The sequence below is a fragment of the Siphonobacter sp. BAB-5385 genome (assembly GCF_002261125.1).
Classification (GTDB): domain Bacteria; phylum Bacteroidota; class Bacteroidia; order Cytophagales; family Spirosomataceae; genus Siphonobacter.
In genome coordinates, this window is the sequence record NZ_NMPS01000147.1 from 65,702 (window position 1) to 86,156 (window position 20,455).

The 20,455-nt window shown below is 49.7% G+C and carries 11 protein-coding genes and 2 tRNA genes; 6 read left to right on the forward strand and 7 right to left on the reverse strand.

The genetic code is table 11. The features are described 5' to 3' along the window. Positions 1–38 precede the first annotated feature (38 nt). The 4 genes from BWI93_RS14215 to rpsA form a co-directional block, all read right to left on the reverse strand. Positions 39–1,796 carry an alpha-L-fucosidase gene (locus BWI93_RS14215; protein WP_094812403.1) on the reverse strand — a complete coding sequence of 586 codons (1,758 nt, stop codon included), beginning with the start codon at positions 1,794–1,796 and terminating at the stop codon, positions 39–41. A gap of 282 nt (positions 1,797–2,078) precedes the next feature. Then, positions 2,079–3,614, reverse strand: coding sequence for a bifunctional phosphoribosylaminoimidazolecarboxamide formyltransferase/IMP cyclohydrolase (gene purH / locus BWI93_RS14220; RefSeq protein WP_094812405.1), 1,536 nt, complete (start codon positions 3,612–3,614; stop codon positions 2,079–2,081). A gap of 146 nt (positions 3,615–3,760) precedes the next feature. Next, positions 3,761–3,831: transfer RNA gene (locus BWI93_RS14225), tRNA-Cys, on the reverse strand. Positions 3,832–4,060: 229 nt separating this feature from the next. Beyond that, positions 4,061–5,839, reverse strand: a complete 1,779-nt coding sequence (rpsA, locus tag BWI93_RS14230; protein ID WP_094812407.1) for a 30S ribosomal protein S1 — start codon at positions 5,837–5,839, stop codon at positions 4,061–4,063. Between the two features lie 318 nt (positions 5,840–6,157). Here rpsA and BWI93_RS29600 point away from each other — a divergent pair, with 318 nt between their 5' ends. From BWI93_RS29600 to BWI93_RS14240, 3 genes are read left to right on the forward strand one after another with little or no spacing between them, the layout of a single operon-like run. Continuing rightward, positions 6,158–8,107, forward strand: a complete 1,950-nt coding sequence (locus BWI93_RS29600) for a SusC/RagA family TonB-linked outer membrane protein (RefSeq protein ID WP_217902277.1) — start codon at positions 6,158–6,160, stop codon at positions 8,105–8,107. 26 nt (positions 8,108–8,133) lie between these two features. Further along, the gene (locus BWI93_RS29605; RefSeq protein WP_255157876.1) at positions 8,134–9,342 is read left to right on the forward strand and encodes a TonB-dependent receptor; all 1,209 of its coding nucleotides are present in this window, start codon (positions 8,134–8,136) and stop codon (positions 9,340–9,342) included. Between the two features lie 12 nt (positions 9,343–9,354). Next, positions 9,355–10,851: a RagB/SusD family nutrient uptake outer membrane protein gene (locus BWI93_RS14240; protein ID WP_094812409.1), complete on the forward strand. Its 1,497-nt coding sequence runs from the start codon at positions 9,355–9,357 to the stop codon at positions 10,849–10,851. Between the two features lie 58 nt (positions 10,852–10,909). Here BWI93_RS14240 and BWI93_RS14245 read toward each other — a convergent pair whose 3' ends face one another. The 3 genes from BWI93_RS14245 to BWI93_RS14255 all read right to left on the reverse strand — a co-directional run bounded on the left by BWI93_RS14245 (position 10,910) and on the right by BWI93_RS14255 (position 15,959). Next, entirely contained in the window at positions 10,910–11,284 is a 375-nt protein-coding gene (locus BWI93_RS14245; protein ID WP_141217467.1) for a hypothetical protein, read from the reverse strand. Between the two features lie 124 nt (positions 11,285–11,408). Further along, positions 11,409–13,082, reverse strand: coding sequence for an IPT/TIG domain-containing protein (locus BWI93_RS14250; RefSeq protein ID WP_094812413.1), 1,674 nt, complete (start codon positions 13,080–13,082; stop codon positions 11,409–11,411). A 39-nt stretch (positions 13,083–13,121) separates the two neighbouring features. Next, positions 13,122–15,959, reverse strand: a complete 2,838-nt coding sequence (locus BWI93_RS14255; RefSeq protein ID WP_094812554.1) for a TonB-dependent receptor — start codon at positions 15,957–15,959, stop codon at positions 13,122–13,124. A 320-nt stretch (positions 15,960–16,279) separates the two neighbouring features. On the opposite strand from BWI93_RS14255, the gene BWI93_RS14260 reads away from it, so the two are divergent. The 3 genes from BWI93_RS14260 to BWI93_RS14270 all read left to right on the forward strand — a co-directional run bounded on the left by BWI93_RS14260 (position 16,280) and on the right by BWI93_RS14270 (position 20,383). Continuing rightward, positions 16,280–18,640, forward strand: coding sequence for a M1 family metallopeptidase (locus BWI93_RS14260; protein WP_094812415.1), 2,361 nt, complete (start codon positions 16,280–16,282; stop codon positions 18,638–18,640). 130 nt (positions 18,641–18,770) lie between these two features. Beyond that, a tRNA-Pro gene (locus BWI93_RS14265) sits at positions 18,771–18,844 on the forward strand. Positions 18,845–19,480: 636 nt separating this feature from the next. Then, positions 19,481–20,383 carry a cyclopropane-fatty-acyl-phospholipid synthase family protein gene (locus tag BWI93_RS14270; protein WP_094812417.1) on the forward strand — a complete coding sequence of 301 codons (903 nt, stop codon included), beginning with the start codon at positions 19,481–19,483 and terminating at the stop codon, positions 20,381–20,383. Positions 20,384–20,455 lie beyond the last annotated feature (72 nt).

Below are 20,455 nucleotides of genomic sequence, written 5' to 3' on the forward strand. Positions count from 1 at the left end.
AAAACGGCTTTTCCTTCCAGAGAAGCCGTTTTTGTGTTTCATCGAATCCTGAATCCAACCACGTGTTCTAAAGATAACCCTTTGGGATAGGTAATCTGCAAACTGGCCTCTGTCTGAACCCAGCGAAGTTTTTGGGTACTGCCCAGTAACTGTACTGACCGAATGGGCTGTTTAAGTAATCCGGCTTTCTTTCCCAGCGATTGAATCGTCAGTACTTCACCGGACTTCGGGACGGTCATTCCGTAGGCGTATATGCTCCCGTCTTTGCCCCGCGTAAAGCGAAAATCTTTGGTACTAAACGGAAACTCGGCGTGACGTTTTCCCAGTTTTCCACCGGGTAAGTTTCGCAATTTGGCGGGTTTATCTGGATTCTTTGGGTCTTTCACCCATTCTCCTTCGCCGTATTCCTTCCAGGCATGACTTCCGTAGATACCTTCCCCATTGATTCGCATCCAGGCTCCAATTGCTTTTAACATCCGGGCACTGCCGGCATCCATCCCTCCGCTGGGCGTGAGCGATACGCAGAGCGTCAGGTTCCCATCCCGCGAGACGTATTCCAGCAGAGCCCGGATTACCATTCCGGCATCGTAGTAAAAATCCGGTTGATAAAACCAGTCGCCTACGGCCATGTCCGCCATCCAGGGCTGGTCGGTTTTGATACCCGGTGGATAACTTCCCTCAAAGGTTCGCCCCGCTCCCCGGTTCGTCGGAATAAACTTCACGATACTCAACTTATCAAGCTTTTTGCCCCGACTGCCTTTGTTGTAAAAGTCAGCTACAATCCGGGCTCCGGCATCACTCCGATACCCCGAACCACTTTTGTAACCGCTAAAAGGCTGGGTACTATTGCCATCGGTATAAATGAAATCTGGATCATAGTGATCGATTACGTCCTGGATTCGCAGGGCCCATTGCGTGGCGTACCAGCGGGCGTAGGTCAGGTGATTTCCAAAAATACCCTGATTCCCAAAAGCGATCGTGGGAATGGTAAAGGGTTTGCCCTCATGGACCAAACTATCGTAGCGAATGGGAATCCCGTAGAGCCGACGCGGATCGAGTCCCTCCCACCATTTTCCCTTTCCATCGGCCAGGGTCAAGCTGCCGTCGTACGGTACACCCGCTTTAGGGCCGTTTTTATCCGCACCAAAAGCATCCTGCCACCACCACCAGGTATACTCGTGGTGAAAAGCCACACCAAAACGTAGGCCCTGTTTTTGTAATTCTTTCTTCCACAAAGCCAGAAAATCCTTTTTCGGACCCACGCGTACGGAGTTCCAGGGATGGTACTGCGAATTCCACAAGTCGTAGTTATCGTGGTGAACGCCCACCACCAAAGCGTAACGAAACCCAGCATCTTTATACGCCTGAACCAGAGCCGCCGGATTCCAATCAGTAGGGTTCCACTGGTGAAGCACCTCTTTGTAGCCGAATTCCGACGGGTGTCCAAAACGTTTAAGATGATTTTGGTACGGCTCCGTACCTTCTTCGTACAAACGACGGGCGTACCAGTCACCGCTTTCGCCCGCCGCCTGCGGTCCCCAGTGAATGAAAATGCCCAACTTGCCCTCCCGCCACCAGTCTGGCTGACCGGGGTATTTTTCGTCGATGGATTGCCAGGTGGGAGCAAACATTCCCGCTGCAAGGGGAAAGTCCATGTTCTCTTCTGGAAATAATTCCGGATTGTGGATAAATCCCAAGGCCTGCCGTTCAGTAGTGGGTATCGGTGGTACCCTCTGTTGAGTTTGAGCGATACACGACGACACCGTAAGCAAGAAAAGACCGAGTACATTTCTCATACCAGGAAAAAGGTTTAGAGCGTCCTTTCCTTAATAGAGCGATTTTTTGAAACCTGTACCTCATTTTGCATACGCAATCCAGACCAAAGCTTTTGCTGGAATCAGTTCTTTTTCTTCTCCATACCTTCATTCAGTAATGTGGATAACTTTTATATCCTGTGGATAACTATGCTTCGCCAAACAAAATTTCCCTTTCAAAGCCCAAGACAAGCCGTATGAAAACGAAAAAGCGTCCATTCCCGAAGAAATGAACGCTTTTAAAGTCTGTGGATAACTTTAGAATTAGTGCTTGAAGTGACGAACGCCGGTGAATACCATGGCCAGTCCGTTCTCATTGCAATAATTAATGGAATCCTGATCCCGAACCGATCCTCCCGGTTGTACCACCGCCGTAACACCCGCCTGATGAGCGATTTCTACGCAGTCGGCAAAGGGAAAGAAAGCATCGGAAGCCATGACGGCTCCGTTGAGATCGAATCCGAATTCTTTTGCTTTCGTAATCGCCTGTTTCAGGGCATCTACGCGGGAGGTTTGTCCCACGCCACTCGCCAGCAACTGGTTTTCTTTCGCCAGAACGATCGTATTGGATTTCGTGTGCTTACACACTTTCAACGCAAATTCCAGAGCCTTGTATTCGCTTTCGGTCGGAGCTTTCTCCGTTTTCGGCGACATTTCAGCGGCGGTTTCTGCTACCGTGTCTTTATCCTGCACCAATACACCATTCAACACCGTTTTGAACATGTGTTTCGTGGGTTGCACTACATTACGCTTGAGCAGGATACGATTCTTTTTCGATTTCAGCAGGTCCAGAGCTGCTTCATCGTATTCCGGAGCGATCAGAATTTCCATGAACAGTTTGTTCAATTCTTCGGCAACGGCCATATCCACTTTCGTATTCGTTACGATCACACCGCCAAAGGCCGATACCGGATCGCAGGAAAGGGCGTTCAGATACGCTTCTTTCGCTGTAGGAGCCGTGGCTACCCCGCAAGCGTTGGTATGCTTGATGATCACGAATGTCGTATCCGTAAATTCATCGATCAATTGCACGGAGGCATCCACATCAACCAGGTTGTTGTAGGAAAGCTCTTTGCCGTTCAGTTGATCGAACATGCTTTTCAGATCGCCGTAAAACGTAGCCGACTGGTGCGGGTTTTCGCCGTACCGCAGGGAGTTCTGGGGCAATTGCTTGAAGTTGAAAATATCAGCCGCCCGACCCGTGTAGGTTTGTCCGGCAAACCACTGATAAATCGCAGAATCGTATTGAGACGTAACACCAAAAGCCAGCGTAGCAAAGTAACGGCGTAGTTCAAGGCTGGTTACGGCCTGGTGTTCCGAGAGAATGCGGAGCAGTTCGGCGTACTGGCTACGGTGCGAAACGATGAGTACATCTTCAAAGTTTTTAGCCGCTCCGCGAATCAGCGAAATGCCGCCAATATCAATCTTCTCGATGATGTCTTCGTTACTACCACCCGCGGCTACGGTTTCTTCGAACGGATACAGATCCACTACGACCAGATCAATCGCGGGAATTTCATACTGTTCTGCCGTTTTTACGTCTTCTTCGTTATCGCGGCGGTACAGAATGCCGCCGAAGATTTTGGGGTGAAGGGTTTTTACCCGGCCTCCGAAGATGGAAGGATAGCTGGTCAGATCCTCGACGGGCGTTACGGGAATGCCCATTTCTTCGATAAACGACTGCGTACCACCCGTTGAATACAACTGTACACCCTGACGGTGCAGCGATTCTACGATGGGTGCCAGGCCTTCCTTATGATAAACGGAGAGAAGAGCAGAAGTGATTTTTCTTTGAGACATTGGTCGGTCTATTAAAAACTCAGTTTCAGTATTCGAGTTTACAGTCTTCCGCAAAATCCGTCCTCCTTCGTCAGCACCGCGATTGCTTCAAACCAAAAAGACTATGAATAAAAAAACCCCGAGGAGAGCTCAGGGATTTTTTAGGGAGGTACCAAGCGGATTCGAACCGCTGTGGGAGGTTTTGCAGACCTCTGCCTAGCCTCTCGGCCATGGTACCTTGTGATTTTTCAAAAGCTTCTTTTGCTCTTGAGGCTGCAAAAATAAGGGGAAAATTAGCTGATTTCAGAAAAAGAGGTGTTTTTTTTATCTTTTTCTGAAAAGATATTCATTTTCTCGATCAGCTTACTGATACAGAGCTACTTGTAACAAGCCCTTTTGAAAGAGAGTCCTAAAAAAGAAGGGCGAACCTTTCGGCTCGCCCTTGCTTTAGTAATTCGCGTCAGGAATTAGTTTCCACGTTCCATTTGCTCTTTCAGAGCAGCCAGAGCGTCGAGATCACCCAGAGTTGATTTTTCAGCAGAAGCAGAAGAGTTGGTTTTCTCTACCGCTTTTTGCGTTTTCTTCTTCTCTTCGGCTTTCACTTCATCCTTCACGTCGCCCCATACTTTCGTATGAGAAACAACGATACGACGTTCTTCTTTATGGAATTCGATCACTTTGAAGTCGATAGACTCACCTACTTCAGCGTTCGAACCATCTTCTTTCGCCAGTTGCTTGATCGGAGCCTGTCCTTCGATACCGTAGGGCAGCTCAATCTGAGCAAACTTGTCAGACTTGGCAATGATCGTTCCTTTGTGTACGGATCCGATGGTGAAGACGTTCTCGAACGTATCCCAGGGGTTTTCTTCGAGTTGTTTGTGGCCCAGAGACAGACGACGGTTTTCAGCGTCGAGTTCCAGAACGACTACGTCCATTTTGTCACCTACTTTCGTGTACTCAGAAGGATGCTTGATCTTGCGAGTCCAGGACAGGTCAGATACGTGAACCAGACCATCGATTCCTTCTTCCATTTCGAGGAAGAGACCGAAGTTCGTCAGGTTACGAACCGTTCCTGAGTGTTTCGTACCCGGAGCGTACTTCGACAGCAGCTCAGGACGAGTCCAGGGATCAGGCGTCAGTTGCTTGATACCCAGAGACATTTTGCGTTCGCTACGATCGATCGTCAGTACAACGGCTTCGATTTCGTCACCCACTTTCAGGAAGTCCTGAGGGTTACGCAGGTGCTGAGACCATGACATTTCTGACACGTGAATCAGACCTTCTACGCCCGGCTGAACTTCCAGGAACGCACCGTAATCGGCTACGTTCACGATTTTGCCTTTTACGCGGGCACCGGGTTCTACTTCGGCAGGAAGTGCTTCCCAAGGATGAGCCGTCAATTGCTTCATGCCGAGAGAGATACGCTTCTTGTCTTCGTCGAAATCCAGTACAACCACCTGAATGCGTTGGTCCAGTTTGAGGACTTCGCTTGGGTGGTTGATACGACCCCAGGAGATATCGGTAATGTGCAGCAGACCATCGACACCACCCAGATCGATGAATACACCGAAATTGGTCATGTTTTTGATCACGCCTTCGAGTACCTGACCTTTTTCCAGGTTCGTCAGGATTTGCTGACGTTGCTGCTCGAGGTCTTTCTCGATGAGGACTTTGTGTGAAACGACTACGTTATCATTGGCGTAGTTGATTTTCACCACTTTCACCTCCATACGCTTGCCAACGAAAACGTCGAAGTCGCGGATGGGTTTTACGTCGATTTGAGAACCGGGCAAGAAGGCTTCGATGCCGTAGATATCTACGATCAAACCACCTTTCGTCCGACGCTTCACAAAACCATCGATCACGAGGTCTTGATCCAGAGCCTTCTGAATATTATCCCAAGCCGTGATTACTTTCGCTTTTTTGCGGGAAAGAATCAGCTGACCATTGGGGTCTTCCTGATTTTCAATGTACACTTCCACTTCATCACCGGCTTTCAGCTCGGGCATGTCACGGAATTCCGTACGGGGAACCATCCCGTCGGATTTGAAACCGATGTTCAGAATTACTTCACGATCCGTAATTCCAACCACGGTACCTTTTACTACTTCTTTTTCAGCTACCTGGCTCAGCGTACCTTCGTACAGAGCAGCCAGTTCATCACGCTGAGCTTTAGAGTAACCACTACCAAAGCCACGGTTGTCCGCGTGATCCCAATCAAAATCAGTTACTTGAGGTTGTGCCATAAGAGATTTTTGGCTCGCCCTGGATACATCAGCCGACCGGGCGAAGCTCCGGCTGAATTTTAGTGAATCCGCTTTTTTCAAAACGGAAGGCAAAGGTAGTTATTTTTCCTGATACTGAGCGAGTAATCTCCTAAAAAAATAGCTAGTCGTCCTTTTCGTTTTAAACGCCTCCGTATCGTCTTTCCTCGTCTCTTCTTTCCCTCTATTCTTGCCATCGGCAGGAAAGTACATGACAGCCCCTTTACTTACTTAAATAATATTTGTAATCAATAAAGTGCCATTCTGTTTCCTAACACATTACTTCTGCAGCATTATCTTATGAAAAAATGGTTTACTCGACCACCCGTATACCTTTGGGTGGTGTTTTTCCTGTTAACAGGAAACCTAGCTTTTGCACAGGGAATTACGGGCACGGTGACTTCCAACGATGCCAAGCAGGGCATTCCCGGAGCCAGCGTCACCATCAAAGGCACGAACCTCGGTACGGTCACGAATGCGGACGGCCAGTATACCCTTCGCTTTGAAGGGAAAACGGGTACGCTGGTAGTCTCCTCCATCGGCTACATTACCCAGGAACTGCCCGTCAACGGACAAACCACGCTGAACGTTACGCTGCAACCCGATACCAAGGCTCTCAATGAAGTCGTGGTGATTGGGTACGGTACAGCCCGGAAAACGGACGTTACCGGTGCCATCACTTCACTCAACGCCAGAAATCTGGACGAACGCCCCGTACTTCGCGTGGATCAGGCTCTGGTGGGCCAACTGGCGGGGGTACAGGTAAAACAAACCAGCGGAGCCCTGGGCAAGGGCCTCAGTGTACAGGTACGGGGCTCAGGTTCGATTACGGCGGGCAATGAACCGCTGTACGTCATCGATGGCTTTCCGCTGGCAACGGCAGCTCCCAATGGTTCCGGAAACTTTGCGACGGGCAACCCGCTCGATAACATGAACCCCAACGACATTGAGTCGATTCAGGTACTGAAAGACGCGGCGGCGGCGGCCATTTACGGTTCGCGGGCGGCTAACGGCGTCGTGTTGATTACCACCAAACGCGGGCAAAGCGGTAAAAGCACGATTACCGTTAACGCGTACGGCGGCTACATGGAACGCAGTCGTAAACTCGACATGCTGAATGGTCCGGAGTGGATTGACCGGGCTACCGAAATTATCAACGCCCAGTGGGTCGCTTCCGGCTCGGGCCGTACGGCTACGCAAACCAATGCCGAACGCCGGACTATTTTAGGATTGGCCGAAGGTCAGGTCAATACGACGTACATGACCGACGACCGCTGGTCGCAACCCGGCTACCCGGGCCTACAATTCATTGACTGGCAGGATGAAGCCTTCCGCAAAGGGGCGGTACAGAACTACCAGATTTCGGCGAGTGGCGGATCGGAAAACGTCAACTACTACGTTTCAGGAAATTACGTGAAACAGCAGGGCATGGTCATCAATACCGACTATACGGCCTATTCAGCCCGGGCGAATGTCGAAGTAAAGGCTAGTAAAAACCTGAAAATTGGCGTCAATCTGGCCCCTACGTTCTCGATCAACCATGATCCCGGCGTTGAAGGAAAAGATAACATTCTGCACCAGCTGCTGAGTTACTCCCCCGTGCAGGAAGCCAGTGCAGGTCTGTATCCCAACAGCGGCAGCATTGGCCAGTACCGCTGGAGTACTTCTGCCAATAGTCCCATTGCCAAGCTCGAACGGGTGATCGGGGAAACCAAACGCTTCCGTACCCTGGGTTCTTTGTTCGGTGAATACCAGCTGGCGAAAGGCCTTTTCTGGAAAACCACGCTGAATCTGGACAATACCGATAATACGGCGAAAGGCTACACGCCGTACTCCGTTGCCAGTTCGCTTGAAGCCCGGAACGCCCAGCAAACCATTCTGACCTCCGGTTCTTTCAACACGTATCGGAAACGTACGTTTGTGAACGAAAACACGCTGTCGTACTCGAAAGTCTTCGCCGAGAAGCACGACCTCTCGCTGTTGGGCGGTATTTCGTACACGTCCGATAAAATCGAACTATCGAACATGAGTTCCAACGGTGGTTTCAGCAATAACGCCATCACGACGCTGAACGCCGCGAACGGAATTACGGGAAATACCAGCGAAGCCCGCAACGTGCTGATCTCTTTCTTCGGACGGGCCCAGTATAGCTACAGCGGCAAATACCTGTTTACGGCCAGTGTTCGGCAGGATGGCTCCTCCCGCTTCGGAGCGGATACTAATGGGGCGTTTTCCCTTCCGCTTCCGTAGGCTGGCGGATTTCGGAAGAACCTTTCATGGAATCCGTTACGGCCATCAATGATCTGAAATTACGCGGTAGCTGGGGTACTTCCGGCAACTACAACATCGGTGACTACAGCACCTTACCGACGCTCGCTACCTACAACTACACGTTCAACGGAATAAACGCGATTGGTCAGGCTCCGAGCGGCATTGTCAACACGAACCTTTCCTGGGAAAAATCGCAGACCTTCGATGTAGGGGTTGACTTCTCCATCCTGCGTAACCGCGTTACGGCTTCCTTTGACGTGTACCGGAAGACCAATACGGCTTTGTTGCTCAACGTACCGACCCTCGGCGTGACGGGCTTTACGTCCTCGCTGGGGAACGCCGGAAGCGTACGCAACGCGGGCTGGGAGTTGCAGCTGAATACGAATAACCTGACGGGAGCCTTCAAATGGAATACCTCGCTCAATTTTAGTCACAACGCCAACAAAGTCATTTCGCTGGCGGGTGGGCAGAGCCAGATTCTCATTCCTTCGTCGTTTGATATTTCCCACTCCATTCTTCGCGTCGGTGATCCGCTGTACAGTATTTACGTCGTTCGTCAGGTCGGCATTCTTAGCCAGCAGGACATCAATAACAAAGCGGCTTTGTACGGCTCGCAAACGGTGGGCGATCCCAAATACTTCGATGCCAACGGCGACGGCGTGATTGATGCCAACGACCGCGTCATCGTGGGTCAACCGAATCCCAAGTATACCTGGGGAATCACCAACAATTTCCGTTACAAAAACTTCGATTTGAGCGTATTGGTGCAGGGTCAGAATGGCGGGTCGATTTACTCGCTGCTGGGTCGGGCCCTGGGTCGTACCGGACAGGGCGTGGTGGATAATGCCCTGGGTTTCTACCGCGATCGCTGGCGTTCGCCCGAAGATCCGGGTGCCGGTCAGGTAGGTAAGGTATACTCGACGTTTGGCCGGATCAAAAACACCGACTGGCTGTATTCGTCAGATTACGTTCGCGTTCGGAACATCACGCTGGGGTACAACCTGAAATCCGTAGTTAAGGTACCTCAGATTCAGGGAGCCCGCATTTACGTCACGGCCGAGAACTTCTTTGGCTGGGATAAATACAAAGGAGGCCTGAACCCCGAAGCCACCAACACGAACCTGAGCGGGGATAGCTCCTATCCCGAAGCCGGTGATTACGGTGGACTGCCCATTGCCCGCTCGCTCATCTTTGGTGTGAACTTAACTTTCTGATACTGGACTTCCATGAAAAGACGATATTTACTAGTAACCGCGTTCCTGACAGCCCTGGTTACTTCCTGCACGGATGATTTATACCAAACGCCGATTTCTGCGGGTACCACCGAAACTTTTTACACCCAACAGGCTGATTTCATTCAGGGGGTTAATGCCGTATACAGCGATTTGCGGACTTACCCGGATCGGTTACTGAACCTCTCCGAAACGCGTTCGGACAATTTATACGCCGTTTCCGACGGGGGTGTACGCGACTGGGAAGGCATCAATAGTTTTCATAAAACGATTGCCAGTAACCCTTACGTTACGGATGCCTGGAATGTCAACTTCAACGGCATTTACCGGGCCAACGTCGTGCTGGATCAACTCGTACAAAAAGGTTCGATCATCACCGATGCCACGCTGCGTACGCGGCTGGAGGCGGAAGCCAGGTTTCTGCGGGCTTTTATGTACTTCGATCTGGTTCGCTTATTCGGAAAAGTACCCGTCATCGATCACCCCGTTACGGCGGCAGAAGCCAAAACCATTCAGCGAAGCTCGGTTACGGATGTATATAATCTGATTTTATCGGACCTGCAATTTGCCGTAACGAACCTGCCCGAGACCTACGCTACGGCCGACCGGGGACGAGCCACGAAGTTTGCGGCCAAAGCGATTCTGGCACTGGTGTACATGACCCGCTCGGCTCCGAACTACTCCATTGAAGGACCTGGTCTGGGATTGAACGAATGGAATCTGGCACTGGCTCAACTCAATGATATTATTGCCAGTGGGAAGTACGCACTGGCGGCCAAATACAGCGACATCTTTTCGTACACCAATGAGAATAACCCGGAAGTAGTTTTTGACATTCAATACGTCACGGGTCTGACGCCCGTCGTGGGGGGCACGTTTCCCTGGTTACTCGCTCCCGATACCTGGTTTCAATCGAACGGAAAACCTACGCAGGGCGGCCTGACGATTCGTCCCGTAGCGAATGATCTCTTAAATCAATACACGGCGAAAGATGTCCGGAAAGCCTTTACTATTCAGACGGGTTATACGTACAACGGCGTGACTGAAAATCGGTCGTTTTTCAAGAAATACATTGATCTGACGAAAGTACCCGTGAACCGGGTCGATTGGCCCATCAACTTCATTGTCAGCCGCTATACAGACATTCTGATGCTGAAAGCCGAGTGTATACTCAAAGGAGCTACGGGCAGTCAGGCGGATGTGGATGCCATTGTCAATCAGGTACGTACGCGGGCGGGACTCGATCCCGTTTCGAACGTAACGCTGGCTCAACTCTATGACGAACGTCGCCTGGAATTCGCCGCCGAAGGTACCCGCTGGCACGACCTCGTTCGCAGCGGACAAATTACCACCCTCATTCCAGCCTGGATAGCCAGGGAAGATGTACAGAAACAAATGCAGGCGTTCGTGAAGGAATACATCATCTATCCCCTTCCACAGGCCGAGCTGGACGCCCAGCCGGGACTATATACGCAGAATTCGGGGTATTAAGGATTACGTTTAAAAGAGAAGCTCCGGCGGGTCCAGTCCTGCCGGAGCTTCTTTCAGTTTAAACCGTCCAGAATCGGATGTACTTCTGAAGCCAGCGGACGTACATGACTCCGTACGTAAAACCCGCTATGGCCCATACAGGCAGGTTGTTGATAAAACTTAATGTTCCCCTACCAATCTGATGGAAAATCATTCCTGCCAAACTGAAACAGGCGATTCCCAAGACCACATACAGAAAAGGATTTTTGAGCTTTAAAGCATTGATTAGGGCATGAAAGATCGCGATCGGAACTATGTATACGAACAATACGCCAAAGATCACCATAGCTATAAACCAGCCAAAGGCCTGACGTAACACTGATTCAATCCCTTCGCCTGTATTAGGCTCCGCTACCAGACCATACACCAGAGCATGTACAAATAATGTAAGCAAAGCTGCCAGGAGTATTCTGAACAATAGCTTTCCTATAGTACCGATTTTACGCTTTAAACGTAGAAAAACCGGAGGCAGCACCTCCGGCTTTTCGAGCAACACCAATATGAAAAATCCGTAATTTCTATTTGTCGTAGTTCGTATTCTGCGGATTGAAGTTGGTCCAGTTAGCCGTCCAGTTCGTCGTTCCGAAGGCACCGATAAACGTTTCTTTCGTGAAGAAAGCATCGGAAGCTTTGTCCGTCCAAACCGCACCCGTCAGCAGCGGAGAACCCGTTTTAGGAAGGAAGCTTGCGGTACCGTCCAGTTTCCAGTTATTGTCATTCAAAGCCAGCGTAGATACGTTCGCCGCAGCAATAATCTGGTTAGCGAAAGCCGTTGTGTTAAAGAACGTTTGAGCCTGGGCGTCCGTTAGGTTATTACCACCACGTACGGGCGTATTTACATTTGCCAGAATCACTTTACGAATCTGCATGCTGGAGGGGTTACCAACCGTGTTGGGCAACGTCGTTACGTTATCCAGACGAAGACCTTCGGGAAAACCAACGAATAATGAGTTAAATACGCTCAGAGAGGTAGCACGACGCAGGTGCATCGCTGACTGATAGCCACCGTTTCCTTTAATGGTTGCGTTGGTAGGGGTACCGCTCGTTCCGAAGATACTTACGTTCGCAAACACAGGAGAGGTCATAGGTTCTGGCACCACCCCTGAGTTCGTACCGTCGCCACCCTGGTTGTCTGATTCAAAACCATTGGAGAAAGACTGATCGGCATACTCGGGATCACGAAGAGCCAGAGCGTACTGTACTTTACCATTGTAACCGAAATCGGTATCAAAATCATCATCCCAAGTACGATAAGCCACCAGGTGTTTGGCGTTTACTGAACCACCAAACCATTCGAAGGCATCGTCACCGCTGTAGGAAACCTGTACGTAATCAACCGTCGTACCTGAACCTACCCCGTAAAACGTTAATCCGTTGATCTCCGAGTTAGTCGCAGCAGACAGAGCGACCCCAGCAAACTCAATACGAACATATTTTAGACTACCTGAATTGTCCGTAGCTACCAGATTGGCACTGGGAGCCAAGTTGCCTTCAATACCCCCTTCAAAATCCTTTTGCGTAATCTGGTTGTGCGTACCATTACCCGCGATTACCACACCACCCCAGTCACCGTAGTTACGAGAACCGGCTGGCTTGGAAGACGTAAATACAATAGGCTGTGTTTCAGTACCTTCAGCCATGATTTTGGCTCCTTTGGTGATAATCAGGGTAGCGGCACGAGCATTAGGATCCAGTTCTTTTCCACCCCCTTTGATGATCGTACCAGGTTGAATGGTCAGCGTAACGCCACTGTTTACGTAAACGTATCCTTTCAGCAGATACACGTTGCCAGCAGTCCAGGTTGTATTAGCCGTAATTCTTCCAGAAACTTCCACAACGGGCTTCGTAGACAGCGTGAAATTAGATGAACTCGTAGCCGTTTTATCGCCTACTTTCACCGTAATAGGACCATCTTGGGCACCGGCGGGTACCGTTGTCGTCATGCTGGTTGCAGCAACCGTTTTAGGCGTAGCCGTCACATTACCCGTAAAAGTGATCGTAACGTTGGAAGCATTTGTACCAAATTCAGTACCTGAAATAGTAATATCCGTACCTACGGGAGCAGAGGCGGGATTCACTCCGGTAATGCTTAAGGCAGGTGCTGGTGACTCGTCGTTTTTACAGTTTGTCAGCAGTACACCTGTGGTTAACAGGGACAGGACAGCAATATTCACTCGTTTGAACAATTGCATAACTAATAAAGGTTTGAATTAATTGATCTTACTGTTTTATTAAGGAATAATGGTTCTTCTTCCGAATGAGTACACTACGCTAAGCGTGCTGTAACTGCCTCTTTTGAAACTACGGATGGTCTGTTCTGAACCACCGTTGATTTTTCCGTTCCGATCAAAGTCCTGCTCCAGACGAACTGCCTGATTCAACAGATCCTGGATTCCCAAACGCAGTTCCCACTTTTTGCTAAAGGTTTTGCTTACGTTCAGGTCAACTACGCTACGGGGCATTTCGTAAATAGTCGGATTGTCGACGTTTCCTACGGCGAAAATTCGGGGACCGAATACGTTGTAAAGGATGTTCGCCTGCCAGCCGTTTTTATCAGCGTAGTAAACACCCGCGTTAATCAGGTAAGGAGACTGGTTCATCATCGGACGCTCCGTGTCCGTCAGGCCACGAATGTCGATGGTCTGTACGACGCCGCTCAAACCAGGGGCCGTTACAAAATCGCCCAGTTTGATTTTACTCTGAATGAGTGACAGGTTTGCTACCAGGGTCAGATTCTTCAGGAATTCGCTACTGGAGTTAGCCAGTGATTTGCGGGCCTCCAGCTCGATTCCGTAACTCATCGCACTCTTCGAGTTGATGAAGGTATAAGCCAGACCGTTGACCTGAGGAATCAGAAAACTTTCAATCGGATTTTTGAATGATTTGTAGAAACCGGTAATTGAGATTACTTCGCCATCACTGGGGTACAGTTCCCATTTCGCATCTACGTTCTGAATCTGAGCATTGACCAGCGTTTCGTTCCCGCGAATGTCAGCGTTCAGGGCAAAGTCGAAATAGTTAAACGGAGCCTGCTCCCTAAATTCCGGACGGTTTACGGTATACGAATAAGCTAGGCGTACGTTCTGTTTGTCATTCAGTTTATAGGTAAAGTTGGCCGAAGGAAGCGGACTGAATACCGACTGATTCACCAGTGCTGACTGAAGCATGTTACCTAACTTCCGGATGTTGTATTCGCCACGGAAACCCAGGGTTAAGCTCGCTTTGGGAGAGAAGTTGATGTCACCGCCTACATAAGCTGCCGCATAGGTGTTCGTTGCATTGTACGCGTCCGTTGGTTTGGTTCCGTCCAGCATCGAATAGGTTCCTTCTACTCCTCCGACGTTCTGCTGACTAAATACTTGTCCAATGCCCTGCGTAGCAACGTTCTGAACATTGCCTAAACGCTGGTAGCCATAAAAGCGAGCATTGAAATCACGGTCTTTCTGTTCCAGGTAAGCTCCTGCCCGAATGACGGCAGGGTCACGATCCGCCGGGTTACCTAATTTCTTCTGGAAGTTCACAGAACCCGTATACACGTATTCGTGAAGCGTAGACCAGAAACGGCCTGATTCCTGCGGGGTAGGATCGTTCGGTGTTGAAACCGTAAAGGGTTGATCAGAATTAGAAGGACGGATGTAACGAACGCGTTTCCAATCCGGCTCCCAGCGACCCGTAAAACCAAATCCACCCATCCAGTCTAACTTCGTTGCTTCATCAATCTGATGCTCTCCGGAAATTTGACTCGTTAGGATACTACGGTTCTCAAACCGTTGCGAGTAGCTCAGACGATCTTGCTCGATTGAAAAGTTTTTTCCTTCCCGTATAACCGTTTCCGTGTTTCCTAACTGGTTGAATAAGGTCTTCCACTCCAGCGTGAAATTTGGATTAAAACGTAAGGTCCAGTTTTGTAAAACGCCTAAACGCGTATTCCGTTGGAAACTCTGATCGTGGTTTCTCTCGGCGTAATCATTCACGGAAGCTCCGTTATTGAACGTATTCAGCTCGATACCTGCTACCTGATTCGTCATCGAGTAGTTCACACTCGTCAGGCTGCTTAAACGTTTATCGCCGATGTCGATCCGACGACCCATGTTGAAGGCAAAGCGAATATCTGGTGAAACGGTCATGTTCTTCAGTCCCCAGGTATTCGGAAACAACTGAGCGTAAGAAGCCCGAGTCGTCGCATTCAGGCCGTTAAAGGCATTGGCGGTTGCGGGGAAGCTGGTAGGAATTTGCTGCGACTTATCCCATAAACCCAACCAGGCTAAATCACCCCGATCGTGCGTTTGAGCACTTTGAAACGTCGTATTGGCCCGGTAGCCAACGGTGAAACCCGCATCCGTAAAATTATTATCGGGTTTTTTCTTCGTATAAATCTTGATGACGCCACCGGCAAAGTCACCGGGTAATTCGGCCGCACCTGATTTGAAGATAATCATGCGGTCCAGAATGTTACTGGGAATGAGGTCAAAGGAAAAGGCCCGTACGTCTACTTCCGATGAAGGCGTGATCATGTCATTGACCATTACCGTATTGTAGCGGGAGCTTAAGCCCCGAACCATTACAAAACGGTTATCTACAATGGAAATCCCCGGTACCCGACGAATGGCTGCCGCTGCGTCGCGGTCCTGGGATTTTTGAATTTGCATGGAAGAAATCCCAACCGCAATCGGTTTGAATTGCTTGATTTCGGAAATAACCGCTACTTCGGTGTTGGTAGAGCGAGCGGCCCGAACCACTACGTCGGAAAGATTCTTTCCTTCTTCGATTAGTTCCGTTTCCAGTACTGTCGTGTTTCCCGATTCTACCCGCACACTCGGGATTTCGCGGGTTTGATACGAAATGTAGGTGACAAATACTTTGTGCGTTCCGGCGGGAATGTTGTTGATCGTGAACGCTCCCGTGGCGTCGGTTTGAGTACCCAGGTTCGTACCGTCGAGTCGAACCGTTGCTCCAATGATGCCTTCCTTGGTTTTGGCATCGTTGATTTTACCACGAATAATTCCAGTCTGGGCTAAGGAGATAAAGCCGGTGAGGGTCAGAAAACAGGTAAATAGTAGACGTTGCATATGCGTCTGTGAGGGTTTCATAAGTTGATTCGTTTCAATTGGTAGTTGCTGGCACAAAATTCGCTCGGGCGTATTACCTGAGTTTTTCGGCAGTTTTATCAGAAAGTGAAGTTTCGCGGGGGTGGGCTTAACAATTTGATAATATGGCTCTACCTTGATTTTGAGCCTTTTACCCGAAAGCAGTCTGAATTTTAATCTCAGATTTAGGGTCTTGTCGCGGAAATCCCCCCAATCGCCGAAGGCTAAACGCTTTCCCTCGGCGTTCGCCAAATTTTCTGTATCTTCGAAGCACTGTTCACCTAATTTTAGCTTCATCACGGATGAGACGATTGATTCTGGCCATCGGCACCTTTTGTGCGTTTTGGCCTTCAGTGTACGCCCAACGGGGCAATCTTCCCTCAGCGGAGTTTAATGCCAACACCCGCTTCGAACAATTAGGCACGGCTCTGCCTACGCCTAATTCTACCCGTTCAGCTTCCGGAGCTCCCGGCAAAGAGTACTGGCAACAACGGGCGGACTATGACATTAAAGTGGAGCTTGACGACGCCAACCAACGCATCATCGGTTCCGAAACGGTTACCTATTTCAATCACTCGCCGGACGATCTGCCGTACCTCTGGATTCAACTGGATCAGAACTTATTCAAGAAGGATGCGATCGGGGCCACGACGCAGTTAGGTGGCGTCAATCCCCAGGGTATGTCGGCGGCTCAACTGACGAAGCTGGCCGGAGGTAATGCCAAGGAGTATGGTTACAATATTCTTTCGGTAAAAGATGCAAAGGGGAATCCCCTGCATACGGTAACCAACCACACGATGATGCGGGTGGACTTACCGACGCCTTTGAAGCCCAATCAATCCGTAAGCTTTTCGGTTGAATGGAATTATAACATCACGGAATACTACGGCCGCTCGGGTTATGAGTTGTTCAAAGATGGTAACTATAATTACTTCATCGCTCACTGGTTCCCCCGGATGGCGGTATATGATGACGTAAACGGCTGGCAACACAAGCAATTCCTGGGTCAGGGTGAGTTTACGGTACCTTTCGGTAATTATAAGGTAGCCATCACCGCTCCCAACGACCACATTGTGGGTGCTACGGGCGAGTGCCAGAACTATTCGCAGGTACTGTCCAAAACACAGATGGATCGCCTGAACAAAGCGAAGAAAAACTTCAAGGAGCCTACGCTGATCGTTACGCAGGATGAAGCCGTAGCCGCCGAGAAAAACAAGGCAACGGGTAAGAAAACCTGGGTATTCAAAGCTGACAACGTACGTGACTTTGCCTTTACCAGCAGCCGTAAGTTCATCTGGGATGCCATGATGACGAACGTACAGGGTAAAGACATCCTGTGTATGAGCTACTTCTCGAAAGAAGGAAACCCGCTGTGGGAGAAATACTCGACGCAGGTAGTGGCCCATACGCTGAAGAGTTACTCGGCTCGCACGATTCCCTACCCCTACCCCGTGGCCATTTCCTGCCACGCTACGCCCGGCGGCGGTATGGAGTATCCAATGATCAGCTTCAATGGAGGTCGTCCGGAGGCGGATGGTACGTATTCTGAATCCGTGAAATACGGTATGATTGGAGTAATCATCCACGAAGTAGGTCACAACTTCTTCCCCATGATTGTAAACTCGGATGAACGTCAGTGGTCGTGGATGGACGAAGGTTTGAACACGTTCTGCCAGTATCTGGCTGAGCAGGAGTGGGACCGGAACTATCCCAGCCGTCGCGGTGAGCCTCAGTACATTGTAGATTATATGCGTTCTTCTTCGAATACGCAGGTACCGATCATGGCTTCTTCGGATAACATCATGCAATTTGGACCCAACGCTTACGCGAAACCCGCTACGGCTCTGAACATTTTGCGTGAAACCGTTATGGGTCGTGAATTATTCGATTACGCGTTCCAGGAATACGCTCGTCGCTGGGCCTTCAAGCACCCTACTCCGGCGGACTTCTTCCGTACGATGGAAGATGCTTCAGGCGTGGATCTGGACTGGTTCTGGAAAGGCTGGTTCTATGGCGTAGAACCCGTAGATCAGGATCTGGCCGAAGTCGAATGGTTTGCTATCGACGCCATGGACCCGGCGATTGCCAAGGCCGCTCAGAAAGCCGTGGACGAAAAGAAACGTCAGACGATGGCCGTAGAACGGAACAAGAAAGACATCAAGCAGACGGTCGTGGAAGCGAATCCGGCGATGAATGACTTCTACAACAGCTACGATCGGTACGCCGTTACGGAATCCGATAAGAAGAAGTACGCTGATTACCTGGCGACGTTAACGGAAGACGAGCGGAAGCTGCTGCAATCCGGCAAAAACTTCTATACGCTGAGCCTGAAAAACAAAGGTGGCGTACCGATGCCCGTGATTCTTCAGGCGAAGTATGAAGACGGAACCACGGAAGTATTCCGTTTCCCGGCTGAAATCTGGCGGATGAACGATGTCAGCATCAAGAAAATCATTCCGACGGATAAGAAGGTTACCCAATGGACGCTGGACCCCTTCCAGGAGATTGCCGACATCGATACGGAAAACAACAGCTATCCCCGTCAGGCGGCTCAGCCCACGCGTTTCCAGATGTTCAAGCAGCGTCAGGGTGGTCAGCAGCCCCAAAACCCGATGCAACAACAGCGTCAGGGTGGCAGTGGTGCCGTAGGTGGCCGCAATTAATGCCGACTACTACTAATTGAAAGTCAATACATTAGCTTCCCGAACCAGTTTCGGGAAGCTTTTTTATTAAAAATTCTTGGGCTAAAGTCACGCAAACGGCCTTTCAAGCCCTATATTTGCACCCACATTTCGGGATGTGGCGCAGTCCGGTAGCGTACTTGCATGGGGTGCAAGGGGTCGTGGGTTCGAATCCCGCCATCCCGACCGAAAGTCAAACAGACCTGCTCAGTAATGAGTGGGTCTGTTTGTTTTTAGGGGTATTCATTTATCGTATCTGCATGGATGCAAGGGGTCCTGAAATTGGCCGTCCGCGTTCGAATTCCAGTAAATTAAGCCATCAGTGGAAACGTCTGAGTGCCTTTTGAATATAGTAAAACATTACTACTTCCGTATTTAGAGACTTCTTTTCCTACACGTCATCTGTTGTAGTTTTATACGCCCCTGTATACTTTGAGAATGGGATTGCTCGCATACATTCTTTGCGTATGCCTGGAAAGCTGTGCTTCGTGTACCTCAACCTACGCCGAACCTTTCTCCAGTCTGCCTTACGCTTAAAGCACACAATTAACTTTCGAAACAACTCACCCGTAAACGTTTATTATAGTTTGATAGGAAGTAAGTATACTTTTCACATCCGGCCATAATCCTATTTTGTAGATTTTTAAAAAATTTTATCGCTACTCTTCTTTTACACAAATCATCGCTTAAATCAATCGCTTTTTTCGACTAAACAATTGATATAAAAGCACAAATGCCCCCCTTGTACGTATAGTCTTATTCAATCGAAAGCGATAATTTTCATTCAAACGACAGAAGTCGTAGTCCTTAATTCCTACACTTATGGCATCTCAGGAACATCTGGATTTTACGTACACTACGATTGATAAAATTTTTCGCCTCAGTTTGGGCCCGAATGGCGACTACAGTGGTGCCCGCTACGAGGGAGATTTTTCACTTTCGCTCGAAGAGGCCCAACGGCGAAAACATCAGTTTATCGCCGATCAGCTGCAGATTGGACCCGAATCACGGGTTTTGGATATGGGCTGCGGCTGGGGACCTTTCCTGATGTACGCTAGAAACCTAGGTGCTACCGCGAAGGGCCTTACGCTTTCACAGGGGCAGGCGGCGGCTTGCCAGGCCAGTGGCTTGGACGTCGTTTTGAAAGATTGTCGTCAGGTACGAGCTTCCGATTTTGGCACTTTCGATGCCGTCGTCAGCGTGGGTGCCATGGAACATTTCTGCTCCATCGAAGAATTTAAAGCCGGAAAGCAGGATCCGGTTTATGCTGACTTCTTTCGGAATATAGCTGAATTATTACCCTGTGGTAAACGCTGCTACATTCAGACAATGGTGTTTGGCAAAAACATGATTCCGCTGGAGGAAATCAGCCTGAACGCTCCCAAAGACTCGCCCGCCTACGCCTTGGCCCTGATGATTGCTCAGTTTCCGGGCTCCTGGCTTCCGTCGGGCCCGGAGCAGGTGATTGAAAATGCAAAACCGCATTTCAAACTGGTTTCGATGAGCAGTGGTCGATTGGATTATATTGAAACCATCGGTCAGTGGCGAAAGCGATTCCGGGCGTTCAATCTTCAGAAATACTGGCTCTATGCTACGTTGATGCCCAAATTTCTGCGTGATAAATCATTCCGGGATTTGATTGCGGTATTCCGGGTCAGCCCAAATCGCTTGTGTTTCGAACACGAAACCATGGAACATTACCGGATGGTGTTCGAACGGATCTAGTCCACCTAACAGCCCCGCCTCTCCAAGGGGCTATTCTTTTGAATCGGTTCGGTCTATTTCTAAGGTATCAAC